Origin of the sequence: uncultured Tyzzerella sp., assembly GCF_963558545.1 — a bacterium.
Lineage (GTDB): Bacteria > Bacillota > Clostridia > Lachnospirales > CAG-274 > Tyzzerella.
Genome location: NZ_CAUWHO010000014.1, coordinates 1 through 23,295 on the forward strand (window position 1 = coordinate 1; position 23,295 = coordinate 23,295).

The 23,295-nt window shown below is 28.9% G+C and carries 20 protein-coding genes and 5 tRNA genes; 12 read left to right on the forward strand and 13 right to left on the reverse strand.

Annotation, left to right across the window (positions count from 1 at the left end; translation table 11 throughout):
- Positions 1–293 precede the first annotated feature (293 nt).
- Together R5Z65_RS03430 and R5Z65_RS03435 are read left to right on the forward strand one after the other, a co-directional pair.
- Positions 294–1,250 carry an ROK family protein gene (locus R5Z65_RS03430; RefSeq protein WP_317367081.1) on the forward strand — a complete coding sequence of 319 codons (957 nt, stop codon included), beginning with the start codon at positions 294–296 and terminating at the stop codon, positions 1,248–1,250.
- A gap of 121 nt (positions 1,251–1,371) precedes the next feature.
- Positions 1,372–2,664: a glycoside hydrolase family 125 protein gene (locus tag R5Z65_RS03435; RefSeq protein WP_317367082.1), complete on the forward strand. Its 1,293-nt coding sequence runs from the start codon at positions 1,372–1,374 to the stop codon at positions 2,662–2,664.
- Positions 2,665–2,791: 127 nt separating this feature from the next.
- Here R5Z65_RS03435 and R5Z65_RS03440 read toward each other — a convergent pair whose 3' ends face one another.
- Together R5Z65_RS03440 and R5Z65_RS03445 are read right to left on the reverse strand one after the other, a co-directional pair.
- Positions 2,792–3,361, reverse strand: a complete 570-nt coding sequence (locus R5Z65_RS03440; protein WP_317367083.1) for an SdpI family protein — start codon at positions 3,359–3,361, stop codon at positions 2,792–2,794.
- A 16-nt stretch (positions 3,362–3,377) separates the two neighbouring features.
- The gene (locus R5Z65_RS03445; protein WP_317367084.1) at positions 3,378–3,632 is read right to left on the reverse strand and encodes an autorepressor SdpR family transcription factor; all 255 of its coding nucleotides are present in this window, start codon (positions 3,630–3,632) and stop codon (positions 3,378–3,380) included.
- A 167-nt stretch (positions 3,633–3,799) separates the two neighbouring features.
- Here R5Z65_RS03445 and R5Z65_RS03450 point away from each other — a divergent pair.
- From R5Z65_RS03450 to typA, 6 genes are all read left to right on the forward strand, one after another.
- Positions 3,800–3,872: transfer RNA gene (locus R5Z65_RS03450), tRNA-Val, on the forward strand.
- Positions 3,873–3,885: 13 nt separating this feature from the next.
- Positions 3,886–3,958, forward strand: a tRNA-Val gene (locus R5Z65_RS03455).
- A 14-nt stretch (positions 3,959–3,972) separates the two neighbouring features.
- Positions 3,973–4,046: transfer RNA gene (locus R5Z65_RS03460), tRNA-Met, on the forward strand.
- Between the two features lie 5 nt (positions 4,047–4,051).
- Positions 4,052–4,124, forward strand: a tRNA-Val gene (locus tag R5Z65_RS03465).
- A gap of 13 nt (positions 4,125–4,137) precedes the next feature.
- Positions 4,138–4,211 (forward strand) — tRNA-Met (locus R5Z65_RS03470).
- 124 nt (positions 4,212–4,335) lie between these two features.
- Positions 4,336–6,165, forward strand: a complete 1,830-nt coding sequence (typA, locus tag R5Z65_RS03475; protein WP_317367127.1) for a translational GTPase TypA — start codon at positions 4,336–4,338, stop codon at positions 6,163–6,165.
- 114 nt (positions 6,166–6,279) lie between these two features.
- On the opposite strand, the gene recA is transcribed toward typA, so the two are convergent.
- Genes recA through folD form a run of 5 tightly spaced genes read right to left on the reverse strand, consistent with a single transcriptional unit; the run spans position 6,280 to position 11,584 of the window.
- Positions 6,280–7,497: a recombinase RecA gene (recA, locus tag R5Z65_RS03480; RefSeq protein ID WP_317367085.1), complete on the reverse strand. Its 1,218-nt coding sequence runs from the start codon at positions 7,495–7,497 to the stop codon at positions 6,280–6,282.
- 19 nt (positions 7,498–7,516) lie between these two features.
- Complete coding sequence (locus R5Z65_RS03485; protein ID WP_317367086.1) at positions 7,517–8,740, reverse strand: competence/damage-inducible protein A; 1,224 nt, start codon at positions 8,738–8,740, stop codon at positions 7,517–7,519.
- Between the two features lie 56 nt (positions 8,741–8,796).
- Positions 8,797–9,354, reverse strand: a complete 558-nt coding sequence (pgsA, locus tag R5Z65_RS03490; RefSeq protein ID WP_317367087.1) for a CDP-diacylglycerol--glycerol-3-phosphate 3-phosphatidyltransferase — start codon at positions 9,352–9,354, stop codon at positions 8,797–8,799.
- Between the two features lie 18 nt (positions 9,355–9,372).
- Positions 9,373–10,728 (reverse strand): 30S ribosomal protein S12 methylthiotransferase RimO, encoded by a 1,356-nt coding sequence (gene rimO, locus R5Z65_RS03495; RefSeq protein WP_317367088.1) that lies wholly within the window; start codon positions 10,726–10,728, stop codon positions 9,373–9,375.
- Position 10,729: 1 nt separating this feature from the next.
- On the reverse strand, positions 10,730–11,584 hold the full coding sequence (folD, locus tag R5Z65_RS03500) for a bifunctional methylenetetrahydrofolate dehydrogenase/methenyltetrahydrofolate cyclohydrolase FolD (protein WP_317367089.1): 855 nt from the start codon (positions 11,582–11,584) through the stop codon (positions 10,730–10,732).
- A gap of 268 nt (positions 11,585–11,852) precedes the next feature.
- Between folD and R5Z65_RS03505 the strand changes: the two genes are divergently transcribed.
- Both R5Z65_RS03505 and R5Z65_RS03510 read left to right on the forward strand, forming a co-directional pair.
- Entirely contained in the window at positions 11,853–13,562 is a 1,710-nt protein-coding gene (locus R5Z65_RS03505) for an oleate hydratase (protein ID WP_317367091.1), read from the forward strand.
- A gap of 85 nt (positions 13,563–13,647) precedes the next feature.
- On the forward strand, positions 13,648–15,222 hold the full coding sequence (locus R5Z65_RS03510; protein ID WP_317367093.1) for an amidohydrolase: 1,575 nt from the start codon (positions 13,648–13,650) through the stop codon (positions 15,220–15,222).
- Positions 15,223–15,252: 30 nt separating this feature from the next.
- Here the strand turns inward: R5Z65_RS03510 and R5Z65_RS03515 are convergent, their stop codons facing one another.
- Entirely contained in the window at positions 15,253–15,816 is a 564-nt protein-coding gene (locus tag R5Z65_RS03515) for a TetR/AcrR family transcriptional regulator C-terminal domain-containing protein (protein WP_317367094.1), read from the reverse strand.
- Positions 15,817–15,960: 144 nt separating this feature from the next.
- Here R5Z65_RS03515 and R5Z65_RS03520 point away from each other — a divergent pair, with 144 nt between their 5' ends.
- Positions 15,961–16,725 carry a class I SAM-dependent methyltransferase gene (locus tag R5Z65_RS03520; protein ID WP_317367095.1) on the forward strand — a complete coding sequence of 255 codons (765 nt, stop codon included), beginning with the start codon at positions 15,961–15,963 and terminating at the stop codon, positions 16,723–16,725.
- Positions 16,726–17,083: 358 nt separating this feature from the next.
- On the forward strand, positions 17,084–17,962 hold the full coding sequence (hslO, locus tag R5Z65_RS03525) for an Hsp33 family molecular chaperone HslO (RefSeq protein WP_317367096.1): 879 nt from the start codon (positions 17,084–17,086) through the stop codon (positions 17,960–17,962).
- A gap of 51 nt (positions 17,963–18,013) precedes the next feature.
- Here the strand turns inward: hslO and R5Z65_RS03530 are convergent, their stop codons facing one another.
- The 5 genes from R5Z65_RS03530 to infB are packed head-to-tail and all read right to left on the reverse strand — an operon-like array spanning position 18,014 to position 23,290.
- Complete coding sequence (locus tag R5Z65_RS03530) at positions 18,014–18,949, reverse strand: bifunctional riboflavin kinase/FAD synthetase (protein ID WP_317367097.1); 936 nt, start codon at positions 18,947–18,949, stop codon at positions 18,014–18,016.
- A 9-nt stretch (positions 18,950–18,958) separates the two neighbouring features.
- Positions 18,959–19,858 (reverse strand): tRNA pseudouridine(55) synthase TruB, encoded by a 900-nt coding sequence (gene truB / locus R5Z65_RS03535; RefSeq protein ID WP_317367098.1) that lies wholly within the window; start codon positions 19,856–19,858, stop codon positions 18,959–18,961.
- 22 nt (positions 19,859–19,880) lie between these two features.
- Positions 19,881–20,831 carry a bifunctional oligoribonuclease/PAP phosphatase NrnA gene (locus R5Z65_RS03540; RefSeq protein WP_317367130.1) on the reverse strand — a complete coding sequence of 317 codons (951 nt, stop codon included), beginning with the start codon at positions 20,829–20,831 and terminating at the stop codon, positions 19,881–19,883.
- A gap of 1 nt (position 20,832) precedes the next feature.
- The gene (gene rbfA, locus R5Z65_RS03545) at positions 20,833–21,186 is read right to left on the reverse strand and encodes a 30S ribosome-binding factor RbfA (RefSeq protein ID WP_317367099.1); all 354 of its coding nucleotides are present in this window, start codon (positions 21,184–21,186) and stop codon (positions 20,833–20,835) included.
- Between the two features lie 13 nt (positions 21,187–21,199).
- A complete protein-coding gene (infB, locus tag R5Z65_RS03550; RefSeq protein ID WP_317367100.1) occupies positions 21,200–23,290 on the reverse strand; it encodes a translation initiation factor IF-2 in 2,091 nt (696 codons plus the stop codon).
- Positions 23,291–23,295 lie beyond the last annotated feature (5 nt).

Genomic DNA, 23,295 nt, shown 5'->3' on the forward strand with positions numbered 1-23,295 from the left:
ACAACTATTTATTTAAGCTATTTTTAAATATTAAAATATATTGAAATATATTAATAATAATTTTATAGATTACATAAGCAACCTACATTATACACTTTATTTACATATTTTACAATATATATAATAATTTTTTGATTATTCAAAAAATAAAAATTATTATACACAAATTTTCATTTTTACTTAATTTATTATAATTATTTTTATACTGAATTTAAAATATTAGTCTTTACAGTCTTTTATAATTACATTATAATATGCTTATATAACACAATTTATTTTAGGAGAGTGATTAAATGAAATACATAGGCGTAGACCTAGGTGGTACAAATATAGTTGTTGGCCTTGTAGATAGCGAAGGTAACATTGTAAAGTCTTACACTAGACCTACATTAACTACTAGAAAAACAGAAGAAATATTTGATGATATTATTGATATGTGCCAAATAATAATAGAAGAATTTAAGCTAGATAGCACATCTTTAAAAGGCGTAGGTATGGGTATACCTGGAGAGATTGATAGTAAAAAAGGTATTATAAACTACTCTAACAATATTCCTATGAAAGATTTTAATGTTGGCTCTTATATGCAAAACCTATGTAAAAAAGTAAATATGGACATACCATTCTTTTTTGCTAACGATGCCGATTGTGCTGCTCTTGGTGAGCTTGTTGCTGGTGCTGGTAAAGGTCATAGCGACTTAATTATTCTTACATTAGGTACTGGCGTTGGTGGTGGGATAATCATTAACCATAAAATATATTCTGGTTTTTATGCTGGTGGTGCAGAGCTTGGACACCAAACTATTGTACACAATGGCGAGCCTTGTACTTGTGGAAACAAAGGTTGCCTAGAGGCTTATGCTTCTGCTTCTGCTCTTATTAGAGATGCTAAAAAAGCTGCTAAAGAAAATCCATCATCTCTTTTAAACTCTTTAACAAATAATAACCTTGAAAATATGACAGCAAAAGTTGTTTTTGATGCAAAAGACCAAAAAGATAATGTTGCTATAAAATTAGTTGATGACTATATAGAATATTTAGCAGTTGGTGTTGCTAACCTTATTAATATATTTAAGCCAGAAGTACTGCTTCTTAGTGGTGGAATATCTAAACAAGGTGAAAAATTAACAACACCTTTAAAAGAAAAAGTTTCTAAAAAAGTTTTTGGAAGCGATTTGCAAACTATTATAGACATAGCTACTCTTGGTAACGATGCTGGCTTAATAGGTGCTGCTATGCTTTCAAGATAATCATTTTCTTATACTAATTAAAAAATAGGTATTTCTTATATTATATAATATTAAGCTATACCTTTATTATAAAAATTAAAATAATTAAATTTATAAAATATTTACATTAGGAGAATTACTTATGAAAAAACAATTACCTCAATCTATGGAAAATTTACTAAAAGACGTTTATGAAAAATTAGGCAATGACGACAAATTAAAAACTATGTTTGAAAACTGCTACACAAATACATTAGATACTACTGTAAAAAAAATGGACGATGGTACTACTTATGTAATAACTGGGGATATACCTGCTATGTGGCTAAGAGATTCTGTATGTCAGTTAAGACCATACTATTTTTTAGCTGAAAAAGATGAAGAAATTGCTAATCTTATTGAAGGTTTAGTAAAACGTCAAATGAAATATATCTTATTAGACCCTTATGCTAATGCTTTTAACGAGGCAGACAATGGTAGCTGTTGGGAAAAAGATATTACAGAAATGTCTGGTTGGATTTGGGAAAGAAAATATGAGATAGATTCTCTTTGCTTCCCTCTTCAAATGTCTTATCTTCTTTGGAAAAACACAGGCAAAACATCTCACTTTGATGATACATTTAAAGAAGCTGCTTACAAAATTATTGAAGTTTGGAAAACAGAACAAAACCACGAAGAAAACTCTCCTTATTCTTTTGTTAGAAAAGATTGTTACTATACAGATACCCTTTCTAGAGATGGTAAAGGTGCTTTAGTTAAATCTAACATAGGTTTAACTTGGTCTGGATTTAGACCTAGCGATGATGCTTGTCAATATGGTTATTTAATCCCTTCTAATATGTTTGCTGTTGTAGTGTTAAAATACTTAAACGAAATAGCTTTAGAAATTCTTAAAGATGAAAAATTAGCAGAAGAAAGTATTAACCTTGCTAAAGAAATAGAAGATGCTATAGAAACTTATGGTGTAATAGAACATTATAAATACGGCAGAATGTATGCTTATGAAGTAGACGGATTTGGCCAATACAACCTTATGGACGATGCAAACTTACCTAGCTTACTTTCTATACCATACATTGGATATAGAGATGAAAATGACCAAACTTATAAAAATACAAGAGATTTTATCTTAGGTAATGGTAACCCTTACTATTATGAAGGAGAAAAAGCTAAAGGTATTGGTAGCCCTCACACTCCTATAAACTACATTTGGCATATCTCTTTAGCTATGCAAGGTTTAACAAGTAGTGATAAAGAATATAAAAAACAAATTATCGATTTAATGAAAGCTACTGATGGCAATACAAACTTAATGCACGAAGGCTTTAATGTAAATAATCCAGAAGAATTTACTAGAGAATGGTTCTCTTGGGCTAATGCTATGTTTTGTGAGCTAGTTTTAGATTATTGTGGATATACAGTAAAAAGAAAATAATAAAAATATTTACCTTTTTAATATAAAAATTAATTTATAACTTAAATAATAAATAAAAACAGGGTATAGACAAGCTATTTATCTATACCCTATTTTTATTAAATACAATTAAGATATGACTTATATTTTAAACTTTATATAAATTTTTGTAAAATCTATAAGATAGTATACCAGGAATAACAACTATTATAAAAACTCCTAAAAATATACCAACCTTTAAATTGTAATAAAACCCAGTTAAAAACATAATAATAGCTGCAGGAAAAGATAAATATCCTAAAAGTCTATGTGCATATCTCCAAGTTTCTTCATCATTAACAGTCCAAGGTAACCTAAAGCCTACATATCTGTTACAAGGTATTTTAGGGGATATATTACCAAAATATATAAAAAAAATAGTTATTATTGTTAAAACTATATTTTCAGATAGCTTATTTGAAATTTCTGTAAAACAAATAGTAAAAATTATCAAAAATAAAAACAATAAAGTCATTATAACAACATTTCTTAAAGTTTTTATTTTTATATTATCTTTAGATAGATTAGTAATTTCTGTTGCGTTTTTATAAATAATACCTACTATCACAACAACAGAACCAATTATACAAGATAATTTTATTATTGTATTATCTATTGCAAAACTAGAAATTAAAATAATAAATGTAAATATCCAAATAGTATTTTTAGTTTTATCCATAATAAAAATCTCCTTTCTAATTAAAAAAATCTAAAAATCTACCTAATACTTCTTGTAAAACAGAAGTATTAAGAGAATAAATAATAAACTGTCCCTTTTTTTCATAAGATATAAGACCTGCCTCTTTTAATACATCAAGATGTTTAGATATAGAAGGCTTAGACATATTAAAATTTTCAGATATTTCTCCAGCTGTAAGGTCTTTTTCTCTTAATAGCTTTAAAATCTCTCTCCTAGTTTCATCGCTAAGTGCTTTAAAAATTTTACTCATATTTAATCATATCCACCACCTTGTTATTATATATTTAACTAATTAGCTAAATATATAATAACATCTATTTTTACTAATGTCAATAATTTTATAAATATTAAAATATTTTTATAAAATACTTGACATTATATTAATATGTTGTTATAATATATTTTGTCGTTAGATGTGGGAGCATAGCTCAGCTGGGAGAGCACTTGCCTTACAAGCAAGGGGTCACAGGTTCGAGCCCTGTTGTTCCCATTAACGATACTGTGGGAGCATAGCTCAGCTGGGAGAGCACCTGCCTTACAAGCAGGGGGTCACAGGTTCGAGCCCTGTTGTTCCCACTTTTACTAAATATGGCGGAATAGCTCAGTTGGCTAGAGCACACGGTTCATACCCGTGGTGTCGGGGGTTCAAATCCCTCTTCCGCTATCTGTGGGAGCATAGCTCAGCTGGGAGAGCACTTGCCTTACAAGCAAGGGGTCACAGGTTCGAGCCCTGTTGTTCCCATTTTATTAAATACGGCGGAATAGCTCAGTTGGCTAGAGCACACGGTTCATACCCGTGGTGTCGTGGGTTCAAATCCCTCTTCCGCTATCTTTTAGGCTAGGTATACCTAGCTTTTTTTATGTGATAATCAATATTTTTTAGTAGTTATCTTGAAAATATAAACCTTTTATGTTAAAATAATTTGAATAAATTTATTAGAGAGTAGGAAAAAATTGTGAACAAACGAGAAGATGTAAGAAATATAGCTATTATAGCTCACGTAGACCACGGTAAAACTACACTTGTTGATGAGCTTTTAAAACAAAGTGGTACTTTTAGGTCTAACCAAGTAATTAGAGAGAGAGTAATGGACTCTGGAGATATAGAAAGAGAAAGAGGTATTACTATACTTTCTAAAAACACATCAGTATATTACGAAGATAAAAAGATAAATATTGTAGACACACCAGGACACGCAGACTTTGGTGGAGAAGTTGAACGTGTTTTAAAAATGGTAGATGGCGTTGTGCTAGTAGTAGATGCTTATGAAGGTGCTATGCCACAAACAAAATTTGTATTAAAAAATGCTCTATCTTTAAAATTACCAGTTGTTGTTTGTGTAAATAAAATAGATAAGCCAGAGGCAAGGCCAGATGAAGTTATAGATGAAATATTAGAGCTTTTTATAGAGCTTGATGCAACAGACGAACAACTTGATGCACCTTTTGTATTTGCATCTGCAAAAGCTGGTAAAGCAGCTATGGAAGCAGACAAAGCTATGGAAGCAGAAGATATGAAATGCCTTTTTGATACAATAATAGACTATATACCAGCTCCACAAGGAGATATGGAGGCAGGTGTGCAAATGCTTGTTACTACTATTGACTATAACGAATACGTAGGTAGAATAGGCATTGGTAAAGTAGAAAATGGTACTATAAAAGTAAACCAAGATGCTTGTGTTGTAAACTTTAATGACCCAGAAAAAAATTATAAAGTAAAAATAAATAAACTTTACGAGTACGAAGGCCTTGAAAGAGTAGAAGTAAAATCCTCTACAGTAGGCTCTATTGTAGCAGTTAGTGGTATACCAGATATACAAATAGGAGATACTATTGCTTGTGTAGAAAATCCACAACCTATAGAAGTTAATAAAATATCAGAACCTACAATAGCTATGACTTTTTCTGTAAATGATAGTCCATTTGCTGGTATGGAAGGGAAATTTGTTACAAGTAGGCATTTAAGGGATAGATTACAAAAAGAGTTAAACACAGATGTAAGCCTTAGGGTAGAAGATACAGAAAGCGCCGATTCATTTAAAGTAAGTGGACGTGGAGAACTCCATTTGTCTATATTAATAGAAACTATGCGTAGAGAGGGATACGAATTTCAAGTATCTCGTCCAGAAGTTTTATTTAAAGAAATAGACGGAAAACGCTATGAACCTATGGAAATAGCTACAATAGATGTACCAGAAGAATTTGTAGGAAATGTTATAGAAAAGCTTGGTGCAAGAAAAGGTGAAATGACAAATATGGTTCCATCTAAAGGTGGGTATACTAGAATAGAATTTAATATCCCAGCTAGAGGTCTTATAGGCTATAGAAGTGAGTTTTTAACAGATACTAAAGGTAATGGTATAATAAACACAATATTTAATGACTACGAGCCATATAAAGGAGAAATAGTAAGCCGTCCTCAAGGTTCTTTAGTAGCCTTCGAATCTGGAGAGGCAGTTACTTATGGTCTTTATAATGCTCAAGAACGTGGAGATTTATTTATAGGCCCTGCTACAAAAGTATATTCTGGTATGGTTGTTGGTAGAAATGCTAGAAGTGGCGATATGGAGGTAAATGTTTGTAAAAAGAAACAACTTACTAACACACGTTCTTCTGGTGCAGATGATGCTTTAAAATTAACACCTCCTATAAATATGAGCTTAGAAAAATGTATAGAATTTATTACAGATGATGAGCTTGTAGAAGTTACACCAGAAAATCTTAGAATAAGAAAAAAAATATTAGATTCTAACCTTAGAAAAAAAGCAAATAAAAATTAATAATAAATTTTATAAGTTTTATTAAAAATATAGAATTTTATATAAATAATGCTATAGACAAAGTCTATAGCATTATTTATTATTAAAATTAAAATATAACTTTAATATTTTAAATTAAAAATCTTCTTCTAAATTATTATCCTGAAAATCTTCTTCTAAATTTTCATCTAAAAGTTCAAAATCTAAGGCATCTTCTTCATTAAAATCTGCTTTAAACTCTGTATCTTCCATAGCCATTTCTACTTCTTCATCATTTATAGGCTTTGCCTCTGTATTTGCTATACTTTCTTTTATTTCATCTAATTCTGGCATTTCATAATGCTTTCTAACTGCATTTTCTATTGTTCTTAATAAATGTGGATTTTCTAAAAGAAACTTTTTAGCATTTTCTCTACCTTGTCCTAACCTTGTTTCCTCATAAGAATACCAAGCTCCACCTTTTGTAACAATGCCAAGGTCTGCACCAAGGTCTAAAACATCTCCTATATGAGATATACCCTCTCCATAAATAATATCAAATTCTGCTGTTTTAAAAGGAGGTGCTATCTTATTTTTAGCAATTTTTGCCTTTGTCCTAGCACCTATTAAATCTGTGCCATTTTTAATAGGCTCACCTTTTCTTATATCTATTCTAACACTTGCATAAAATTTTAATGCACGTCCACCTGTTGTAGTTTCTGGACTACCATAAGATATACCTATTTTTTCTCTAAGTTGGTTTATAAATATTACTATACATTTACTTTTAGCAGTAATAGCTGTAAGTTTTCTAAGTGCTTGGCTCATTAACCTAGCTTGAACACCCATATGAGAATCTCCCATTACTCCATCTATTTCTGATTTTGGCACTAAAGCTGCAACAGAGTCTACTATAATAATATCTATTGCACCAGAACGAACCATAGTTTCTGTAATATCAAGAGCTTGCTCCCCATCATCTGGTTGTGATATATAAAGCTCGTCTATATTAACTCCTATTTTTTGTGCATAAACTGGGTCCAATGCGTGCTCTGCATCTACAAAGCCTGCTATACCACCAGCTTTTTGCACCTCTGCTACCATATGTAATGCAACAGTAGTTTTCCCACTAGATTCTGGCCCAAATATTTCTATAATTCTACCTTTTGGCACACCACCTGCACCAAGGGCAACATCTAAGCTTAAAGACCCTGTTGGTATAACTTCTACTGTTTTGTTGTTAGTTTCTCCAAGCTTCATAACAGCACCTTTGCCAAATTGCTTTTCTATTTGAGCCAAGGCATTTTTAAGTGCTGTTTCTCTACCTTTAGCTATATTATCCATAACGCTATCTTTAGATTTTTTATCAGCCATTTTTAATCTCCTTTAATATTTATATTAATTTTAATAAATTACTAAAACAAATATGAACTGTTTTATCTCTTATTTTTTGTCTATCACCTTTTAACATAAGCTTTTTACAAAAAGTATCTCTACCTTCAATAGATATAGCTATATATACAAGTCCTACTGGTTTTTTATCTGTTCCACCTGTTGGGCCTGCTATACCTGTTGTAGATATACCTATTGTTGTGTTAGATTTTTTTCTAATACCCTCTGCCATTTGTATAGCCACCTGCTCACTAACAGCACCGTATTTTTCTAAGTCTTCTTTACACACGTTAAGCTCATATACTTTGCTTTCATTAGAATATGATATAACACCATTTAAAAACACTTTAGATGCCGATGCTACATTTACTATGCTAGATGCTAAAAGACCTCCTGTACAAGATTCGGCAGTAGATATTGTAATATTATTTTCTATAAGCTTATTTACTACAACCTCTTGTAATGTATCATCATCTTCTCCATATATATACTCATTAAAAATACTATATAATTTATCAACTGTAGGCTTTAAAATATTTTGAGCTTCTTCTTTTGTTTTCCCACTTGCCGTTATTCTAAATCTCATTTCATTATTACCTGCATATGGTGCTATGGTAGGATTTTTAGAAGAAAGCATTAAATCTCTTATTATCTCAGATGCGTTACTCTCCCCTATACCACATAAATTAAGATTTTTAGATACTAACACTTTATCTGTATATTTTTCTAATATAGGCTTTACCTGTTTATTAAACATAGGTATACATTCTTTTGGTGGTCCTGGTAAAATAACTGCTATTTTATTCTTTTCTTCTATAATACAGCCAGATGCTGTACCATTTTCGTTTACTAAAACTATTGCATTTTCTGGTAAATCGGCTTGTTTTAAATTTGATAAAGGCATATCTTCATCTACAAAATATGATTTTAAATTTTCCAAGCTTTCTTTATGAGTAACTAGCTTTTTATTAAAGTATTTTGCAAAAGTTTCTTTTGTCAAATCATCATCTGTAGGGCCAAGTCCACCAGTAGATATTATTATATCTGCCCTTTTATAAGCAATATCAATAGCATCTAACAATCTTTTTTCATTATCTCCAATAGACGTTTTATAAAAAACATCTATACCCATATTAGCAAGCTCACTTGCTATATATTTAGCATTTGTATCTAATATTTCACCTAATAAAATTTCCGTTCCTACAGAAAAAATTTCTGCTTTCATAAGACCACCTCTTTTTAATATTAACTATAAATATATTTTAACCTAAAAAATAAGTATTAATCTTTTAAAACATTTTTATTTTTTATAAAATATTCCATTAATGAATATATTGTTAAAATTACAGATAAAACTATTAAAATATGGCTTATATATATAAATATGATATTGTTAATATTTAATAGTAAAAATATTATCATAATCATTTGAAAAATAGTTTTTAGTTTACCAGAATTACCAGCAGCTATAACTACATTTTTTTCCATAGCAATAGTCCTAAAGCCTGTCATAAAAAACTCTCTAGCTATTATTAATATAACAACCCAAGCTTTTAATGGTACTATGGCATCTTCCATAGATATTAAAGCTATCATAGTAGATGTAACTAATAATTTATCTGCAAGAGGGTCCATAAACTTACCAAAATTTGTTATAAGATTATATTTTCTTGCTATGTATCCATCTAAAGCATCTGTTACCGATGCCACTATAAATATTGTTGTAGCTATATAACGTCTTATTTGTATGTCTAGTGGTATAAAATCGAATAATATAAATATTAATAAAAATGGTATTAATATTATTCTAAAAATAGTAAGTTTGTTAGGTAAGTTCATATTATTACCCCCCTAGTTTTATATTTGTATCTCTCCTATAAGGTCGTATTCATAGGCATCTGTAATTTTTATATTATAAAAATCTCCTGCTATAAGCTCCATATCTTCTGGTGCTTTAAAAAATACAAAACCGTCTATCTCATAGCAATCTCTATAACTTCTGCTACAATAAACATTGTCTTCACCCTCTATTTTACCCTCTACAATAACTTCTAATGTTCTACCAATAAATTTCCTACATATACTAGAAGAAATGTCTTTTTGTAATAACATAAGTTTTTCTTTTCTTTCTTCTTTAACATCTTCATCTATTTGATTATCCATATTGTAAGCTGGTGTGCCTTCTTCTCTAGAATATGTAAATATACCAAGCCTATCAAATTTCATTTTTTCTGTAAATTCATAAAGATTTTTAAATGCCTCTTCTGTTTCATTTGGAAAGCCTACTATAAATGTAGTTCTTATACATATATCTGGCATTTTTTCTCTTAATTTTGATATAGTATTTTCTAATTTTTCTCTTGTACTTCTTCTTCCCATAAGCTTTAATATTTTATCATCTGCGTGTTGTATAGGCATATCTATATATTTACATACTTTATCATTAGTTGCCATTTCTTCTATAAGCTCATCATCTATATGCTCTGGATAACAATATAAAATTCTTAACCATTTAATGTCATCTATTTCTGATAATCTTCTTAAAAGCTCTGGTAGTTTTTTCTCACCATATATATCTGTACCATATAGAGATGAATCTTGTGCAACAAGTATAATTTCTTTAACATCTTGGCTAGCTAAAAGTTTAGCTTCTTCTATAAGACTTTCTATGGTACGGCTTCTAAATTTTCCTCTTATAGATGGTATAGTACAATATGTACATCTTTTATCACAACCCTCTGCTATTTTAAGATAAGCAAATCCACCTGTTGTAGTAACTACTCTTTTAAGAGAATTTTTTTCATCTAAAGCCTTATTATTATCTGTTATAAGCTGTACTTTTTTATGCCCTTGTAATATTTCTTTTATAACATTACCTATGTTTTCAAAATCTCCAGTACCTACTACTGCATCTACCTCTGGTAAAGAATCAAATATTTCTTCTTTATATCTTTGAGCCATACACCCTGTAACTATTATACCTTGACAATTACCTGTTTGTTTATAATCTGCCACTCTTAATATATTTTCTATACCTTCTTCGCTTGCGTCTATTTTAAATCCACAACTATTTATTATTATTATATTAGCTTGTTCTTCTTGTTCTGTTATAATATATCCTTCTTCTTTTATAAGTCCAAGCATTATTTCACTATCCATAAGGTTTTTATCGCACCCTAAAGATACAAAAGCTATTTTAACTTTATTATCCAATTTAATTCTCCTCTATATTTATATTATTTTGTATTTTATATGCTATTAAGCAATTTTTCATAAGCATAGTAATAGTCATAGGCCCAACACCACCAGGTACTGGCGTAATAAGGCTAGCTTTATTGCTACAACTAAAATCTATATCTCCACATAGTTTGCCATCAAACCTATTTATACCAACATCTATAAGGATAACACCCTCTTTTACCATATGTGGCTTTAAAAAATTAGCAACGCCAATAGCAACAATAATAATATCTGCTTGTTTTGTCAAATATTCTAAATCTTTAGTTTTTGTATGTGCTGTTGTAACCGTTGCATCTTCATTTAAAAGCATCATAGATATAGGCTTACCTACAATATTACTTCTACCTATAACAAGAGCATTTTTACCTTTTATTTCTACATTATACCTTTTTAAAATCTCCATACAACCAGAAGGTGTACAAGATTTTAAAGTAGCACTATTAGTAGATAACAAGCCTATGTTATAAGGGTGAAATCCGTCTACATCTTTTAAAGGGTTTATTTTAAAAAGTATATTTTTTTCATTTATATGCTTTGGTAAAGGTAATTGTACCAATATGCCATTTACACTAGTATCGTCGTTTAGCTCTTCTATTAAACTTAAAAGCTCAACTTCTGATATACTATCATCTAAAAAATATGTATCTGTTTTTATCCCTACATAATCACAAGCTTTATTTTTATTGTTTACATATATATGGCTTGCATCATCATTACCCAATATAATAACAGCAAGGCAAGGCTTTTTACCTTGTAAATTTTCTATATCTTTTTTTATTTCATCTTTAATAATTTTAGCTATTTCTGTACCATTTATTATATTACTCATATTATGCCTTTCTAGTTTTTTATTTTTAATAGCCTAATTTATTATATAATTAATAATATTCTTTGTCAAATAAAATAAAAGCATTTTCCTAGTAATTAAAATTACATTTTTTACAAGAATTTAGACACTTTTTTAATATGTATAAATTTTTTACAGGTATAAATAACTGTATAAATACAAAATATATTAAAAGGTATAAACTAAACTTAGCCAATATTTATATATCTTAAAAAATTTAATAATAAATTATAGAAAAGAGGTTTTATATATGAAATTAAATAAAAATCAAATAGCAAAATTAATAGGTTTTACTGGTATGGCTGTTATAACAGGTGCTATTGCTAAAAAAGCTTATGATAAAAATAAATCTACCAAAACATTAAATCTACCTTTAAATACAGATAGAGAAGTTTATTTTGTAGGTGGTGGTATAGGCTCTTTAGCTGGTGCTGCTTATCTTATAAGAGATTGTAAAATGGCAGGTAAAAATATTCATATATTAGAGGGACTTCATATACTAGGTGGAAGTAATGATGGTAGTGGAAATATAGAAAATGGATTTTTATGTCGTGGTGGTAGAATGTTAAATGAAGAAACATACGAAAACTTTTGGGAACTATTTTCTACTATTCCTTCATTAGAACAAGAAGGCATTAGTGTTACAGAAGAAATTTTAAACTTTGATAAGCACCACCCAACTTGTGCTCAAGCAAGACTTGTCGATAAAGATGGGCATATATTAAATGTAAAATCTATGGGCTTTAACAATAGTGATAGATTAGCTCTTGCAAAACTTATGAAAACACCAGAAAAAAGTTTAGATAACCTTACAATAGAAGATTGGTTTAAAGATACCCCTCACTTTTTTGAAACAAACTTTTGGTATATGTGGCAAACTACATTTGCTTTTCAAAAATGGTCTAGTTTATTTGAATTTAAAAGATATATGGAAAGAATGATATTTGAATTTTCAAGGATAGAAACATTAGAGGGTGTTACTAGAACTAGATTTAACCAATATGAATCTGTAATACTTCCTTTAAAAAAATATTTAAAAGATAAAGGGGTAGATTTTAGAACAAACCAAACAGTTGTTGATATAGATTTTGAAGATGGAGAAAAAACTATTGCAAAAACTATTTATATAAAAGAAAATAATACAGAAAAACAAATTGATTTAACAGAAAAAGACCTTTGCATAATAACAAATGGTTGTATGACAGACAATGCTACCCTTGGTGATTTTAACACTGCTCCAAAATATGAACCTAAAAATCCTATGTCTAGCGAGCTTTGGAAAAAAATAGCTAAAAAAAGAGAAGGCTTTGGCAATCCAGAACCATTTTTTGATAACCCAGAAGAAACTAACTGGGAAAGCTTTACTGTTACTATGAAAGGAAACAAACTATTAAAAATGATAGAAAACTTCTCTGGTAATATACCAGGTAGTGGAGCCTTAATGACTTTTAAAGATTCAAACTGGCTTATGAGCATAGTTGTTGCAGCTCAACCTCACTTTAAAAAGCAACCTATGGATACAACTATATTTTGGGGTTATGGGCTATATACAGATAAAATAGGTAATTATATAAAAAAACCTATGAGAGAATGTACTGGTAAAGAAATATTAGAGGAGCTTTTATACCATCTACATTTTTTAAGCGAAAAAGATGAAATATTAGAAAGTATTGTAAATGTTATTCCTTGTATGATGCCTTATATAGACTCTCAATTTCAACCAAGAAAAATGTCAGATAGACCTAAGGTAGTACCTAAAAATTCTATAAATGTAGCTTTTGTTAGCCAATTTGTAGAAATACCAGAAGATATGGTGTTTACAGAAGAATACTCTGTAAGAGCAGCAAGAATAGCCGTATATGAGCTTATGGGATATAAAGGTAAAAAAATATGCCCAGTAACACCTTATAAAAAAGACCCTACTGTTATAAAAAATGCTATAAAAACATCTTTTAGATAATTTTATTACAAATAATGATATATTGTATAATTAATGGTATAATATTATTAGGTAATACTATTATAAATAATTTGGAGGTACTTTTATGGATAAGACTATATATTTTGGTGGAGATATTATAACTTTAGAAGATACACTTTATACAGATGCAGTTTTAGTAGAAAATGGTATTATAAAAGATTTAGATACATTTGATAACCTTATTAAAAATAATAAAGATGCAAATCTTATTAATCTAAATGGAGCTACTATGCTTCCTGCATTTTTAGACTCTCATAGCCATTTATCTAGCTTAGCTTTAACAACAGAATTAGTTAAGCTCCACAATGCTAAAAGCTTTGATGATATAAAAAATATAATTTTAAAATTTGCAAAAGATAATAATATCCCTAAAGATGAATGGATTATATGCTTTGGGTATGATAATAACAATCTAAAAGAAAAATCTCATCCAGACAAATTTATGTTAGATACCATTAATATAGAAAACCCAATTCTACTTACACACACATCTGGTCATATGGGAGTAGTAAACCAAAAAGGGCTAGATTTATTTAATATAGATAAAAACACTAAAGAAAAACCAGGTGGGAAAATAGGACGTGTTGGAAATACTAACGAACCTAATGGATATTTAGAAGAAAATGCCTTTATATCAAGATGTACCAATGTTTATAAAACTACCAGTGATAAAATAAAAAAATTAATTAACAACGCCCAAAATATTTACGCAAGCTATGGTATAACTACAGCTCAAGAAGGACTTTTAACACCAAAAGAACTTGGTATGCTAAAATTAGGAGATAGCATAATAGATATAATAGGTTATGTAGATATAAAAAATTACCCTGACTTATTAAACAATGAAAAAGACTATTTAAAAAAATACAATAACGGTGTTAAACTTTTAGGATATAAAGCATTTTTAGACGGTAGCCCTCAAGGTAAAACTGCCTGGCTTACAAAACCATATGAAAACGAAAAGGACTATAAAGGTTACCCTATATACGAAGATGCACAAGTAACTAACTTTTTTAAAAAAGCTATTACAGAAAATGTACAAATGTTAATACATTGTAACGGTGATGCTGCTTGTGAACAATTTATAAGATGCTATAAACAAGCTAAAGAAGAAACCAACTGTAAAAATAACATTAGACCTGTTATGATACATTCTCAAATGCTAAGAAAAGATTTACTACCTCTTGTAAAAGAACTTGATATAATACCATCTTATTTTGTAGCTCATACTTTTTATTGGGGCGATGTGCATATAAAAAATTTAGGTGAAAGAGCTTATAACATAAGTCCGTTAAAATCTTCTAGCGACCTTAATATAATATATACACTACATCAAGATGCACCTGTTATTATGCCAAATATGATAGAAACTATATGGTGTGCTACAAATCGTATTACAAAAGACGGTGTATCTATTGGAAAAGATGAAATAATAACTCCTCTTGATGCTATTAAAGCTGTAACTATTAATGCTAGCTATCAGTATTTTGAAGAAGATATAAAAGGTTCTATAAAAATAGGTAAACAAGCAAACTTTGTAATTTTATCAAAAAATCCACTAAAAATACCTACAAGCGAAATTAAAGATATAGAAATTTTAAAAACAATAAAATTAGATAAAGTTATCTTTGAAAAATAAATATTAAATATAAAAATAAAGGCTGTTAAATTAATAGTCTTTATTTTTTAGTCCATCTATAACATATGTCTTTATGTTATCTACTAAACTTTTTAATCTTTTTGTAATATCTTCTTCGTCTTCTTTCATACCATTTCTTATCCAATCTATTATAATCCCACACATACCATTAGAAAAATATGTAGCAAAAAAATCTATATTTTTTATATCCAATGTTTTTTCTCTATCTATTTTTATTATTGCCTTTACAAATAATTTTTTTACAATGTTAAAAAAATATCCCTTAAAATAATTTTCATCACATTTTACAACACAAACATAAAAGTGTTTTTGATTTTTTAAAATCTTTAGTCCTTCTAAAAGCTTTATATCCCAGTTATAGAGAGTAGTTTCACTACTTATATGTAATAAATCATTATTATATATCCATTTTATAAGCTCAAATTTATCTTCAAAATGATAATAAAATGTTTGCCTATTTAACCCACTTTTTTTGGTAATATCAAGCACAGTTATTTTATTAAATGGCTTTTCATATAACAATTCTTTTAAACTTTCTGATAAAATATTTTTTGTAATAGTAGAAGCAGTCATAACAAACCTCCTTTTAAAAATAGTATAGTATAAATACATTTTTTTGTAAAGTAACCTTGAAAAATACCCTGTATAAATATATAATATATATATTAATAAAGTATTAATATATATTAACTCTAAGCAATTTAAGGAGATATAAATATGTCTATTTATGAAAATTTTTCAGAAGTATATGACACTTTTATGGAAAATATACCTTATGAAGATTGGCTTATATACATAGAAAAAATATGGGCTAAATTTAATCTAAACCCAAAGCTAATAGCAGACCTTGCCTGTGGCACTGGCAATATAACTATCCCTTTAGCAAAAAAAGGGTACGAGCTAATAGGTATAGATAACTCTTTTCAAATGCTTGCAAAAGCTAGAGAAAAATCTATAAAAGAAAATGTAAATATACTGTATTTAGAACAAGATATGCAAGAGTTTGAGCTTTATGGAACAGTAGATTGTGTACTTAGCATATGCGATAGTATAAACTATATATTAGAAGAAGATGACCTACTGCAAGTTTTTAAACTAGTAAATAACTATCTAGACCCTAAAGGACTTTTTATATTTGATATAAACACTGTATACAAATTTAAAAACATTCTAGCTGATAATAGCTTTTCTGGAACTACCAAAAATTCTGCATATACATTAGAAAACTATTTTGATAATGAAGAAATGATAAACGAATTTTATACAAACTTTTTTATAAAAGATAAAAAAACTAATCTTTATCATAGATTTGAAGAAATACACTATGAAAAAGCATATTCTATTAAAAAAATAAAAGAGCTTATAAAAAAATCTGGCCTTGAGCTTTTAGCTGTTTATGATGAGCTTACTTTTAATGAGCCAAAAGAAGATAGCCAAAGAGTGTTTTTTATAGCTCGTGAAAATGGAAAATCAATTTTTTGAATACTTTGTATTCAAAAACAGATATTCCTATATATTTTTAAAAGTAAAATTAATACAAAAAACGTATATAATTTCCCCTTTAAAAATATAAGTCATATCTTAATTGTATTTAATCAATTTTTTGAATACTTTGTATTCAAAAACAGATATTCCTATATATTTTTAAAAGTAAAATTAATACAAAAAACGTATATAATTTCCCCTTTAAAAATATAAGTCATATCTTAATTGTATTTAATCAATTTTTTAAATACTTTGTATCTAAAAACAGATATTCCTATATATCTTAATTGTATTTAATAATATATAATAAGATATGTCTTAATTATAATAATAACTTAAATAAAAGGAGATAAAAATGGATTATATTTTAAGAGCAACTGCTGGAGAAGGTAGCGTTAGAGTATTTATAGCTAATACAAAAGAAACTGTGCAACAAGCATTTTTACATCACAAAACATCACCTGTTATGTCTGCCGCTTTAGGTAGAGCATTAACTGCTGTTTCTATTATGGGCAGTATGCTAAAGTCTGATGATGACCTTATTACAATAAAAATAAAAGGAGATGGCCCTGGCAAAGGCTTAATTGTTACTGGAGATAGTAAAGCAAGAGTTAAAGGCTATCCTTTTAACCCTATTGTAGACATTCCTTTAAAACCTAATGGCAAGCTAGATGTCCAAAATGCTTTAGGCGAAGGTAGCCTTACTGTTATAAAGGATATGGGGCTTAAAGAACCTTATGTAGGACAAATCCCCCTTGTATCTGGAGAAATAGCAGAAGATTTAACTTACTATTTTGCAAAATCGGAGCAAACACCTTCTGCTGTTAGCCTTGGTGTTTTGGTAGATAGAGATTATTCTATAAAGCAAGCAGGTGGCTTTATAATACAAGTTATGCCTAATGCTGACGAAAATATTATAAATAGCTTAGAAACTAAACTTGCTACTATAAAACCTTTTACTACACTTTTAGAAGAAGGCAACACAATAGAAGATATATTAAACATACTTTTAGGAGATTTTGGTGTTAATGTATTAGATAAAATCCCAGTAAAATTTTATTGCAATTGCTCTAAAGAGCGTGTAGAAAAAGCCTTAATAAGTATTGGTAAAGAAGAAATAGAAAATATAATAAAAGAAGATAAAAAAGCCACTTTACATTGTCATTTTTGCGATAAAGACTATAATTTTAATGAAGAAGATTTAAAAAATATTTTAAACGAATGTACAAAATAAGTAATATTAAACATTTATTAACATAAAATAAGTCTATGTATATACACAGACTTATTTTATGTTTTGTCGATTTAAAAAGCTACTAGCAACATTAATATCTTTAGCTATTTGTTCTTTAAGCTCACCTATACCACTAAATTTTTTAACACTTCTTATCCAATCATAAAAATCTACTTCTATATTTTGGTTATATATATTTTCATTAAAATCAAATATATATGTTTCCACAGTTCTATAAGCATTATTTACAGTTGGATTTTTGCCAATATTAGTAATACTATCATATATTCTATTATTATACTTAGTTTTTGTTACATACACACCATCTGGTGGCAATAGCTTATTAGGTGATGGTATAATATTAGCCGTAGGAAATCCTATTGTCCTGCCTAGCCTATTCCCCTCTACCACTTTACCAAAAATATAATAAGGCTTATTAAGTAACAAATTAGCTTTTTTAATATTTCTATTAATTAAACATTCTCTAATTATAGAGCTACTTGCCCTTTCTCCATCTATAATTATGTTAGATATTTTTATAACCTTTATACCCTTTTCATTCCCTATTTTTTTTAGTATGTCTACATTACCTGCTCTGTTTTTACCAAAACAATAATCTTCTCCTACAACAAGTATTTTACAATTTAATTTTTCTATTAAAATATCAACAAAATCTTGTGGCTCTATTTTAGAAAATTCTTTAGTAAATGGGTATTTTATAAAATAATCTATATTTTCTTTTTCCATTTCCATATTTTTTTCTTCTTCAGAAAAAATATAAAAAAATGGTGAAGCTTTTTTTATAATCTCTAATGGGTGTGGACTAAATGTTATAACTACAGATTTTAAATCTTCTTTTAGAGCATATTTTTTAGTAATATTAATAAGTTTTTTATGCCCTATATGTACACCATCAAAATTTCCTATAGTAACAACTGTCCCAAATTTATTATTGTCAAAAATATTAAAATTGTCTATTATATTCATTTTACACCTCTATAACAACATAGTTAAAGGCTTTATACAGTCTGTCAAAACAATATATATACCAATAAGATTATTATTCTCATCATATACTATTACTTTTTCATCTTGTTGCAAATTTTCTCTATCTTTTAAATAATTAAAGCTTATTTTATTACCATTATATAAAAATTTATTTGCTCTATCTAAAACAACTACCTTTTTATAATCTAATAAAACTTTATCCATAGGTATTAAAATATCATTTAATCTATTAGCTTGTAAAATACCATCTATATCCTCTAGCTTTATAGCGTTATCTATATAAAATTTTCCTGTTCTTGTTCTTAAAAGGTAGCTCATATATGCACCACAACCAAGAGCATCTCCTATATCATTACACAATGTCCTTATATAAGTACCTTTAGAGCAAAGAACTGTTATTTCAAAACTTTTGCTATCTATAAATTTAGTTATTTCTATATTGTATATAGTTATTTTACGTTGTTTTCTTTCTATTTCTTTACCTTCTCTAGCTAGCTCATAAAGTTTTTTCCCACCTACTTTTATAGCAGAATACATAGGAGGTATTTGCATTATGTCCCCTTTAAAAGAGCTAACTAGATTTTTTATTTCTTCTTTACTACACATAACAGGCTTTTCTTCTATTACCTCTCCCGAGCTATCTTGTGTAGTTGTTTTTTTGCCAAGAACAACAATAGCTTTATACTCTTTTATAGAAGATGCTATATACTCTGACAATTTAGTTGCCTTACCTACACATATAGGAAGTACCCCCATAGCATCTGGGTCTAAAGTACCTGTATGGCCTGTTTTTATTCTTCCTAGCTTTTTTCGTACAATGTTTACAACATCGTGGGAAGTAAATCCTTTTTCTTTATATATATTTATAACACCAGATATATTTTCCATTTTTATCATCTTTCTTTATAAACTATACATTTTTTATTTCTTGTAAAATAGCCTCTTTAGCTTGTTGTAGCGTCATATCTTTAATAGTTGCACCAGATGCTAATATATGTCCACCACCACCAAATTTACTTGCTATTTTATTTACATCAATAGCTTTAGACCTAAAGCTTGCCTTTATAGTGTTATCTTCTTTTTCATATAAAAATACTACTACGTTAATATCTTTTGTTTCTAGTAGATATTGTACTATACCACCTGTATTTTTACTTGTACAACCTAAATTTTGAATTTCTGCATTAGATAGTGTAGAAATAATTATATCATTTTCTATACATATATTTTCTATACTTTTAGCCAAAAGTTTACTATCTTCTAAAGAGTGCATAGTCAACACATCAGAATGTGTTTTAGAAGTATCTACACCCATTTCTACAAGCTCCCCTGCTATTTGGTGTGTTCTTTTGCTAGTACAACTAAACTTAAACCCACCTGTATCAAAAACTAACCCTGTATAAATAAATTTTGCTATATCAAAGTCTAACTTACCTATACGGTTTATTATTTCAAATACTATCTCAGATGTAGAAGATGATTTAACATTTACTATATTTAATTTCCCAAAATTATTATTACTTATATGATGGTCTATATTTACAGTATTTTTTGCTCTTTCAAAAACACTTTTAGCAAGCCCTAGCCTTTCTATATCTCCACAGTCTAAACTTACAAATAAATCTATATCTTGTAAATTATCATAGTCTTCTCTATATATCATATCGCTTTCTTCTATATATCCAAAGCTTTTTTTGTAGTCTTCTAATAATATAATAGGCTGTTTTCCCATTTTTCTTAAGGCAATACCGAGAGATAAAGATGCCGATATAGCATCTCCATCTGGAGATGTATGCCCAGCTAAGACTATATTTTTACTATTTTCTACTAACTGTATAAACGGCTCTATATTTTCATACATATTACTCACTTTTGTTTACCTCATCTATTAATTTTGATATTCTTATACTATATTCAAGAGAATCATCAAGCTCAAATTTAAATTGAGGTGTATTTCTTAAATTTATTCTAGTTGCTACTTGTTTTCTAATAAAACCACTAGAATTTTTTAATACCTCCATAGTATCTTTTTTCTGCTCGTCATCACCTAAAACACTAACATATACTTTACAGTATTTTAAATCGTTAGTAGTTTCTACTTTTAAAACACTTGTCATTATGCCAATACGAGGGTCTTTAAGCTCAGAGCGAACTATTTCTGATAATTCTCTTTTTATTTCATCATTTATTCTTATCATTCTTGTATTATTTTTCATAAAAACCATTCCTTTAATGTGGTATTTGCTCCATTACAAATGCTTCTACTTGGTCGCCTTCTTTAATATCATTAAATTTATTAAATAAAAGCCCACATTCATAACCTGCATTTACTTCTTTAACATCATCTTTAAATCTTCTAAGAGCAGCAAGCTCTCCTTCATATACAACTATACCATCTCTTATTATTCTAACTTGAGAGTTTCTAACTATTTTGCCATCAGTAACATAAGAACCACCAATAGTACCTACGCCAGATGCTTTAAATATTTGTCTAATCTCTGCGTGTCCTGTAATTTTTTCTTCATATACAGGGTCTAGCATACCTTTCATAGCAGCCGTTATATCTTCTATTGCATTGTATATTACACGATATAGCCTTACATCTACTTTTTGGTCTTCTGCCACAGATTTTGCTGTATTTTCTGGGCGAACATTAAATCCTATAATAATAGCATTAGATGCACTAGCGAGCATAACATCAGATTCTGTAATAGCACCCACGCCACCGTGTATAGTACGTATTCTTACTTCCTCATTAGATAATTTTTCAAGGCTTGAGCGTACTGCCTCAACAGAGCCTTGCACATCGGCTTTAATAACAATATTAAGTTCTTTCATATTACCAGATTGTATTTGTGTAAATAAGTCATCTAAAGATACTTTTTGTGGTGTAGACTTAATCATATCTACCCTATCTTTAGCTATAACAGCCTCTGCTACTTGTCTTGCTTGTTTATCACTTTTAGCCACATAAAAACTATCTCCTGCTAATGGCACTTCGCTAAGCCCTAATATTTCCACTGGTATAGATGGCCCTGCAGATTTTACTTTTTGCCCTTTATCGTTCATCATAGCTCTTATTTTACCATAAGAAGAACCAGCAACAATAGGGTCTCCTATTTTTAATGTACCACTTTGTACTAATATTGTAGCAACAGAACCTCTACCTTTGTCAAGCTTAGCTTCTATAACTGTACCTCTAGCTTTTTTCTTATGGTTAGCTTTAAGCTCTTTCATTTCTGCTACTAATATAATCATTTCTAAAAGGTTATCAATACCTTCTTTACTAACAGCTGATACTGGCACACAAATAGTATCTCCACCCCAGTCTTCTGCAAGAAGTCCATATTCTGTAAGCTCTTGTTTAACTCTATCTGGATTAGCACTTTCTTTATCTATTTTATTAATAGCAACTATTATCTCTACACCTGCTGCTTTTGCGTGGTTTATAGCCTCTATTGTTTGTGGCATAACGCCGTCATCTGCTGCAACAACAAGTATAGCAATATCTGTAATACTAGCACCTCTCATACGCATAGCTGTAAAGGCTTCGTGTCCTGGTGTATCTAAAAATGTAATAGGCTTGTTATCAATAGAAACTGTATAAGCACCTATATGTTGAGTAATACCACCTGCCTCTTTTTCTGTTACACGGCTTTTTCTAATAGAATCTAAAAGAGAAGTTTTACCGTGGTCTACGTGCCCCATAACAACTACAACAGGAGGTCTTTCTTCAAGATTTTTTTCATCTTCCTCCTCTTCTTTAAAAGTTTCTTCTAATATATCAATCTCAGGTGCTTCTTCTGTTAATACATCAAATTCTTCACATATAGAAGATGCTGTGTCAAAATCTATTTCTTGGTTAAGATTAGCCATAATGCCTCTTTTCATAAGACGCATAACTAAATCTGAGCTTGTTGTGTTTAGCTTTTCTGCAAGCTCTTTTACCGTTATATTTTTTTCTATTTGTATAATTTTTATTTCATCATCTTGATTTTCTAAATTTTCGTTTCCCATAACCTCTTTTTCTTTTTTACCCTCTTTTTTATTTTGCTTATTCTCTTTATTTTTTCCTTTTTTGTTAGAAACACTAGCTATTTCTACATCTGGCTTTTCTTCTTTTTTATCTTTTTTATCAGAATTTTCTTCTTGGTAATATTCTAGTATAAGCTCTGCATCTTTTTCTTCTAAGCTACTAGAATGACTTTTTACTTCTATACCAAATTCTAATAATTTTTCTATAAGTTCTTTATTTTCAATATCTTTTTTTATAGTTTCGCTTATCTTTTTTCTAAGTTCGTGTACTCTAATTTTTCCCAAATAAA

What these genes read in the sequence shown, in the direction of transcription:
- R5Z65_RS03430 (WP_317367081.1), top strand. Translation starts at nt 294, where the DNA reads ATGAAATACATAGGCGTAGACCTAGGTGGTACAAATATAGTTGTTGGC.
- R5Z65_RS03435 (WP_317367082.1), top strand. Translation starts at nt 1,372, where the DNA reads ATGAAAAAACAATTACCTCAATCTATGGAAAATTTACTAAAAGACGTT.
- R5Z65_RS03440 (WP_317367083.1), bottom strand. Translation starts at nt 3,361, where the DNA reads ATGGATAAAACTAAAAATACTATTTGGATATTTACATTTATTATTTTA.
- R5Z65_RS03445 (WP_317367084.1), bottom strand. Translation starts at nt 3,632, where the DNA reads ATGAGTAAAATTTTTAAAGCACTTAGCGATGAAACTAGGAGAGAGATT.
- recA (WP_317367085.1), bottom strand. Translation starts at nt 7,497, where the DNA reads ATGGCTGATAAAAAATCTAAAGATAGCGTTATGGATAATATAGCTAAA.
- R5Z65_RS03485 (WP_317367086.1), bottom strand. Translation starts at nt 8,740, where the DNA reads ATGAAAGCAGAAATTTTTTCTGTAGGAACGGAAATTTTATTAGGTGAA.
- pgsA (WP_317367087.1), bottom strand. Translation starts at nt 9,354, where the DNA reads ATGAACTTACCTAACAAACTTACTATTTTTAGAATAATATTAATACCA.
- folD (WP_317367089.1), bottom strand. Translation starts at nt 11,584, where the DNA reads ATGAGTAATATAATAAATGGTACAGAAATAGCTAAAATTATTAAAGAT.
- R5Z65_RS03505 (WP_317367091.1), top strand. Translation starts at nt 11,853, where the DNA reads ATGAAATTAAATAAAAATCAAATAGCAAAATTAATAGGTTTTACTGGT.
- R5Z65_RS03510 (WP_317367093.1), top strand. Translation starts at nt 13,648, where the DNA reads ATGGATAAGACTATATATTTTGGTGGAGATATTATAACTTTAGAAGAT.
- R5Z65_RS03515 (WP_317367094.1), bottom strand. Translation starts at nt 15,816, where the DNA reads ATGACTGCTTCTACTATTACAAAAAATATTTTATCAGAAAGTTTAAAA.
- R5Z65_RS03520 (WP_317367095.1), top strand. Translation starts at nt 15,961, where the DNA reads ATGTCTATTTATGAAAATTTTTCAGAAGTATATGACACTTTTATGGAA.
- hslO (WP_317367096.1), top strand. Translation starts at nt 17,084, where the DNA reads ATGGATTATATTTTAAGAGCAACTGCTGGAGAAGGTAGCGTTAGAGTA.
- R5Z65_RS03530 (WP_317367097.1), bottom strand. Translation starts at nt 18,949, where the DNA reads ATGAATATAATAGACAATTTTAATATTTTTGACAATAATAAATTTGGG.
- truB (WP_317367098.1), bottom strand. Translation starts at nt 19,858, where the DNA reads ATGGAAAATATATCTGGTGTTATAAATATATATAAAGAAAAAGGATTT.
- R5Z65_RS03540 (WP_317367130.1), bottom strand. Translation starts at nt 20,831, where the DNA reads ATGTATGAAAATATAGAGCCGTTTATACAGTTAGTAGAAAATAGTAAA.
- rbfA (WP_317367099.1), bottom strand. Translation starts at nt 21,186, where the DNA reads ATGAAAAATAATACAAGAATGATAAGAATAAATGATGAAATAAAAAGA.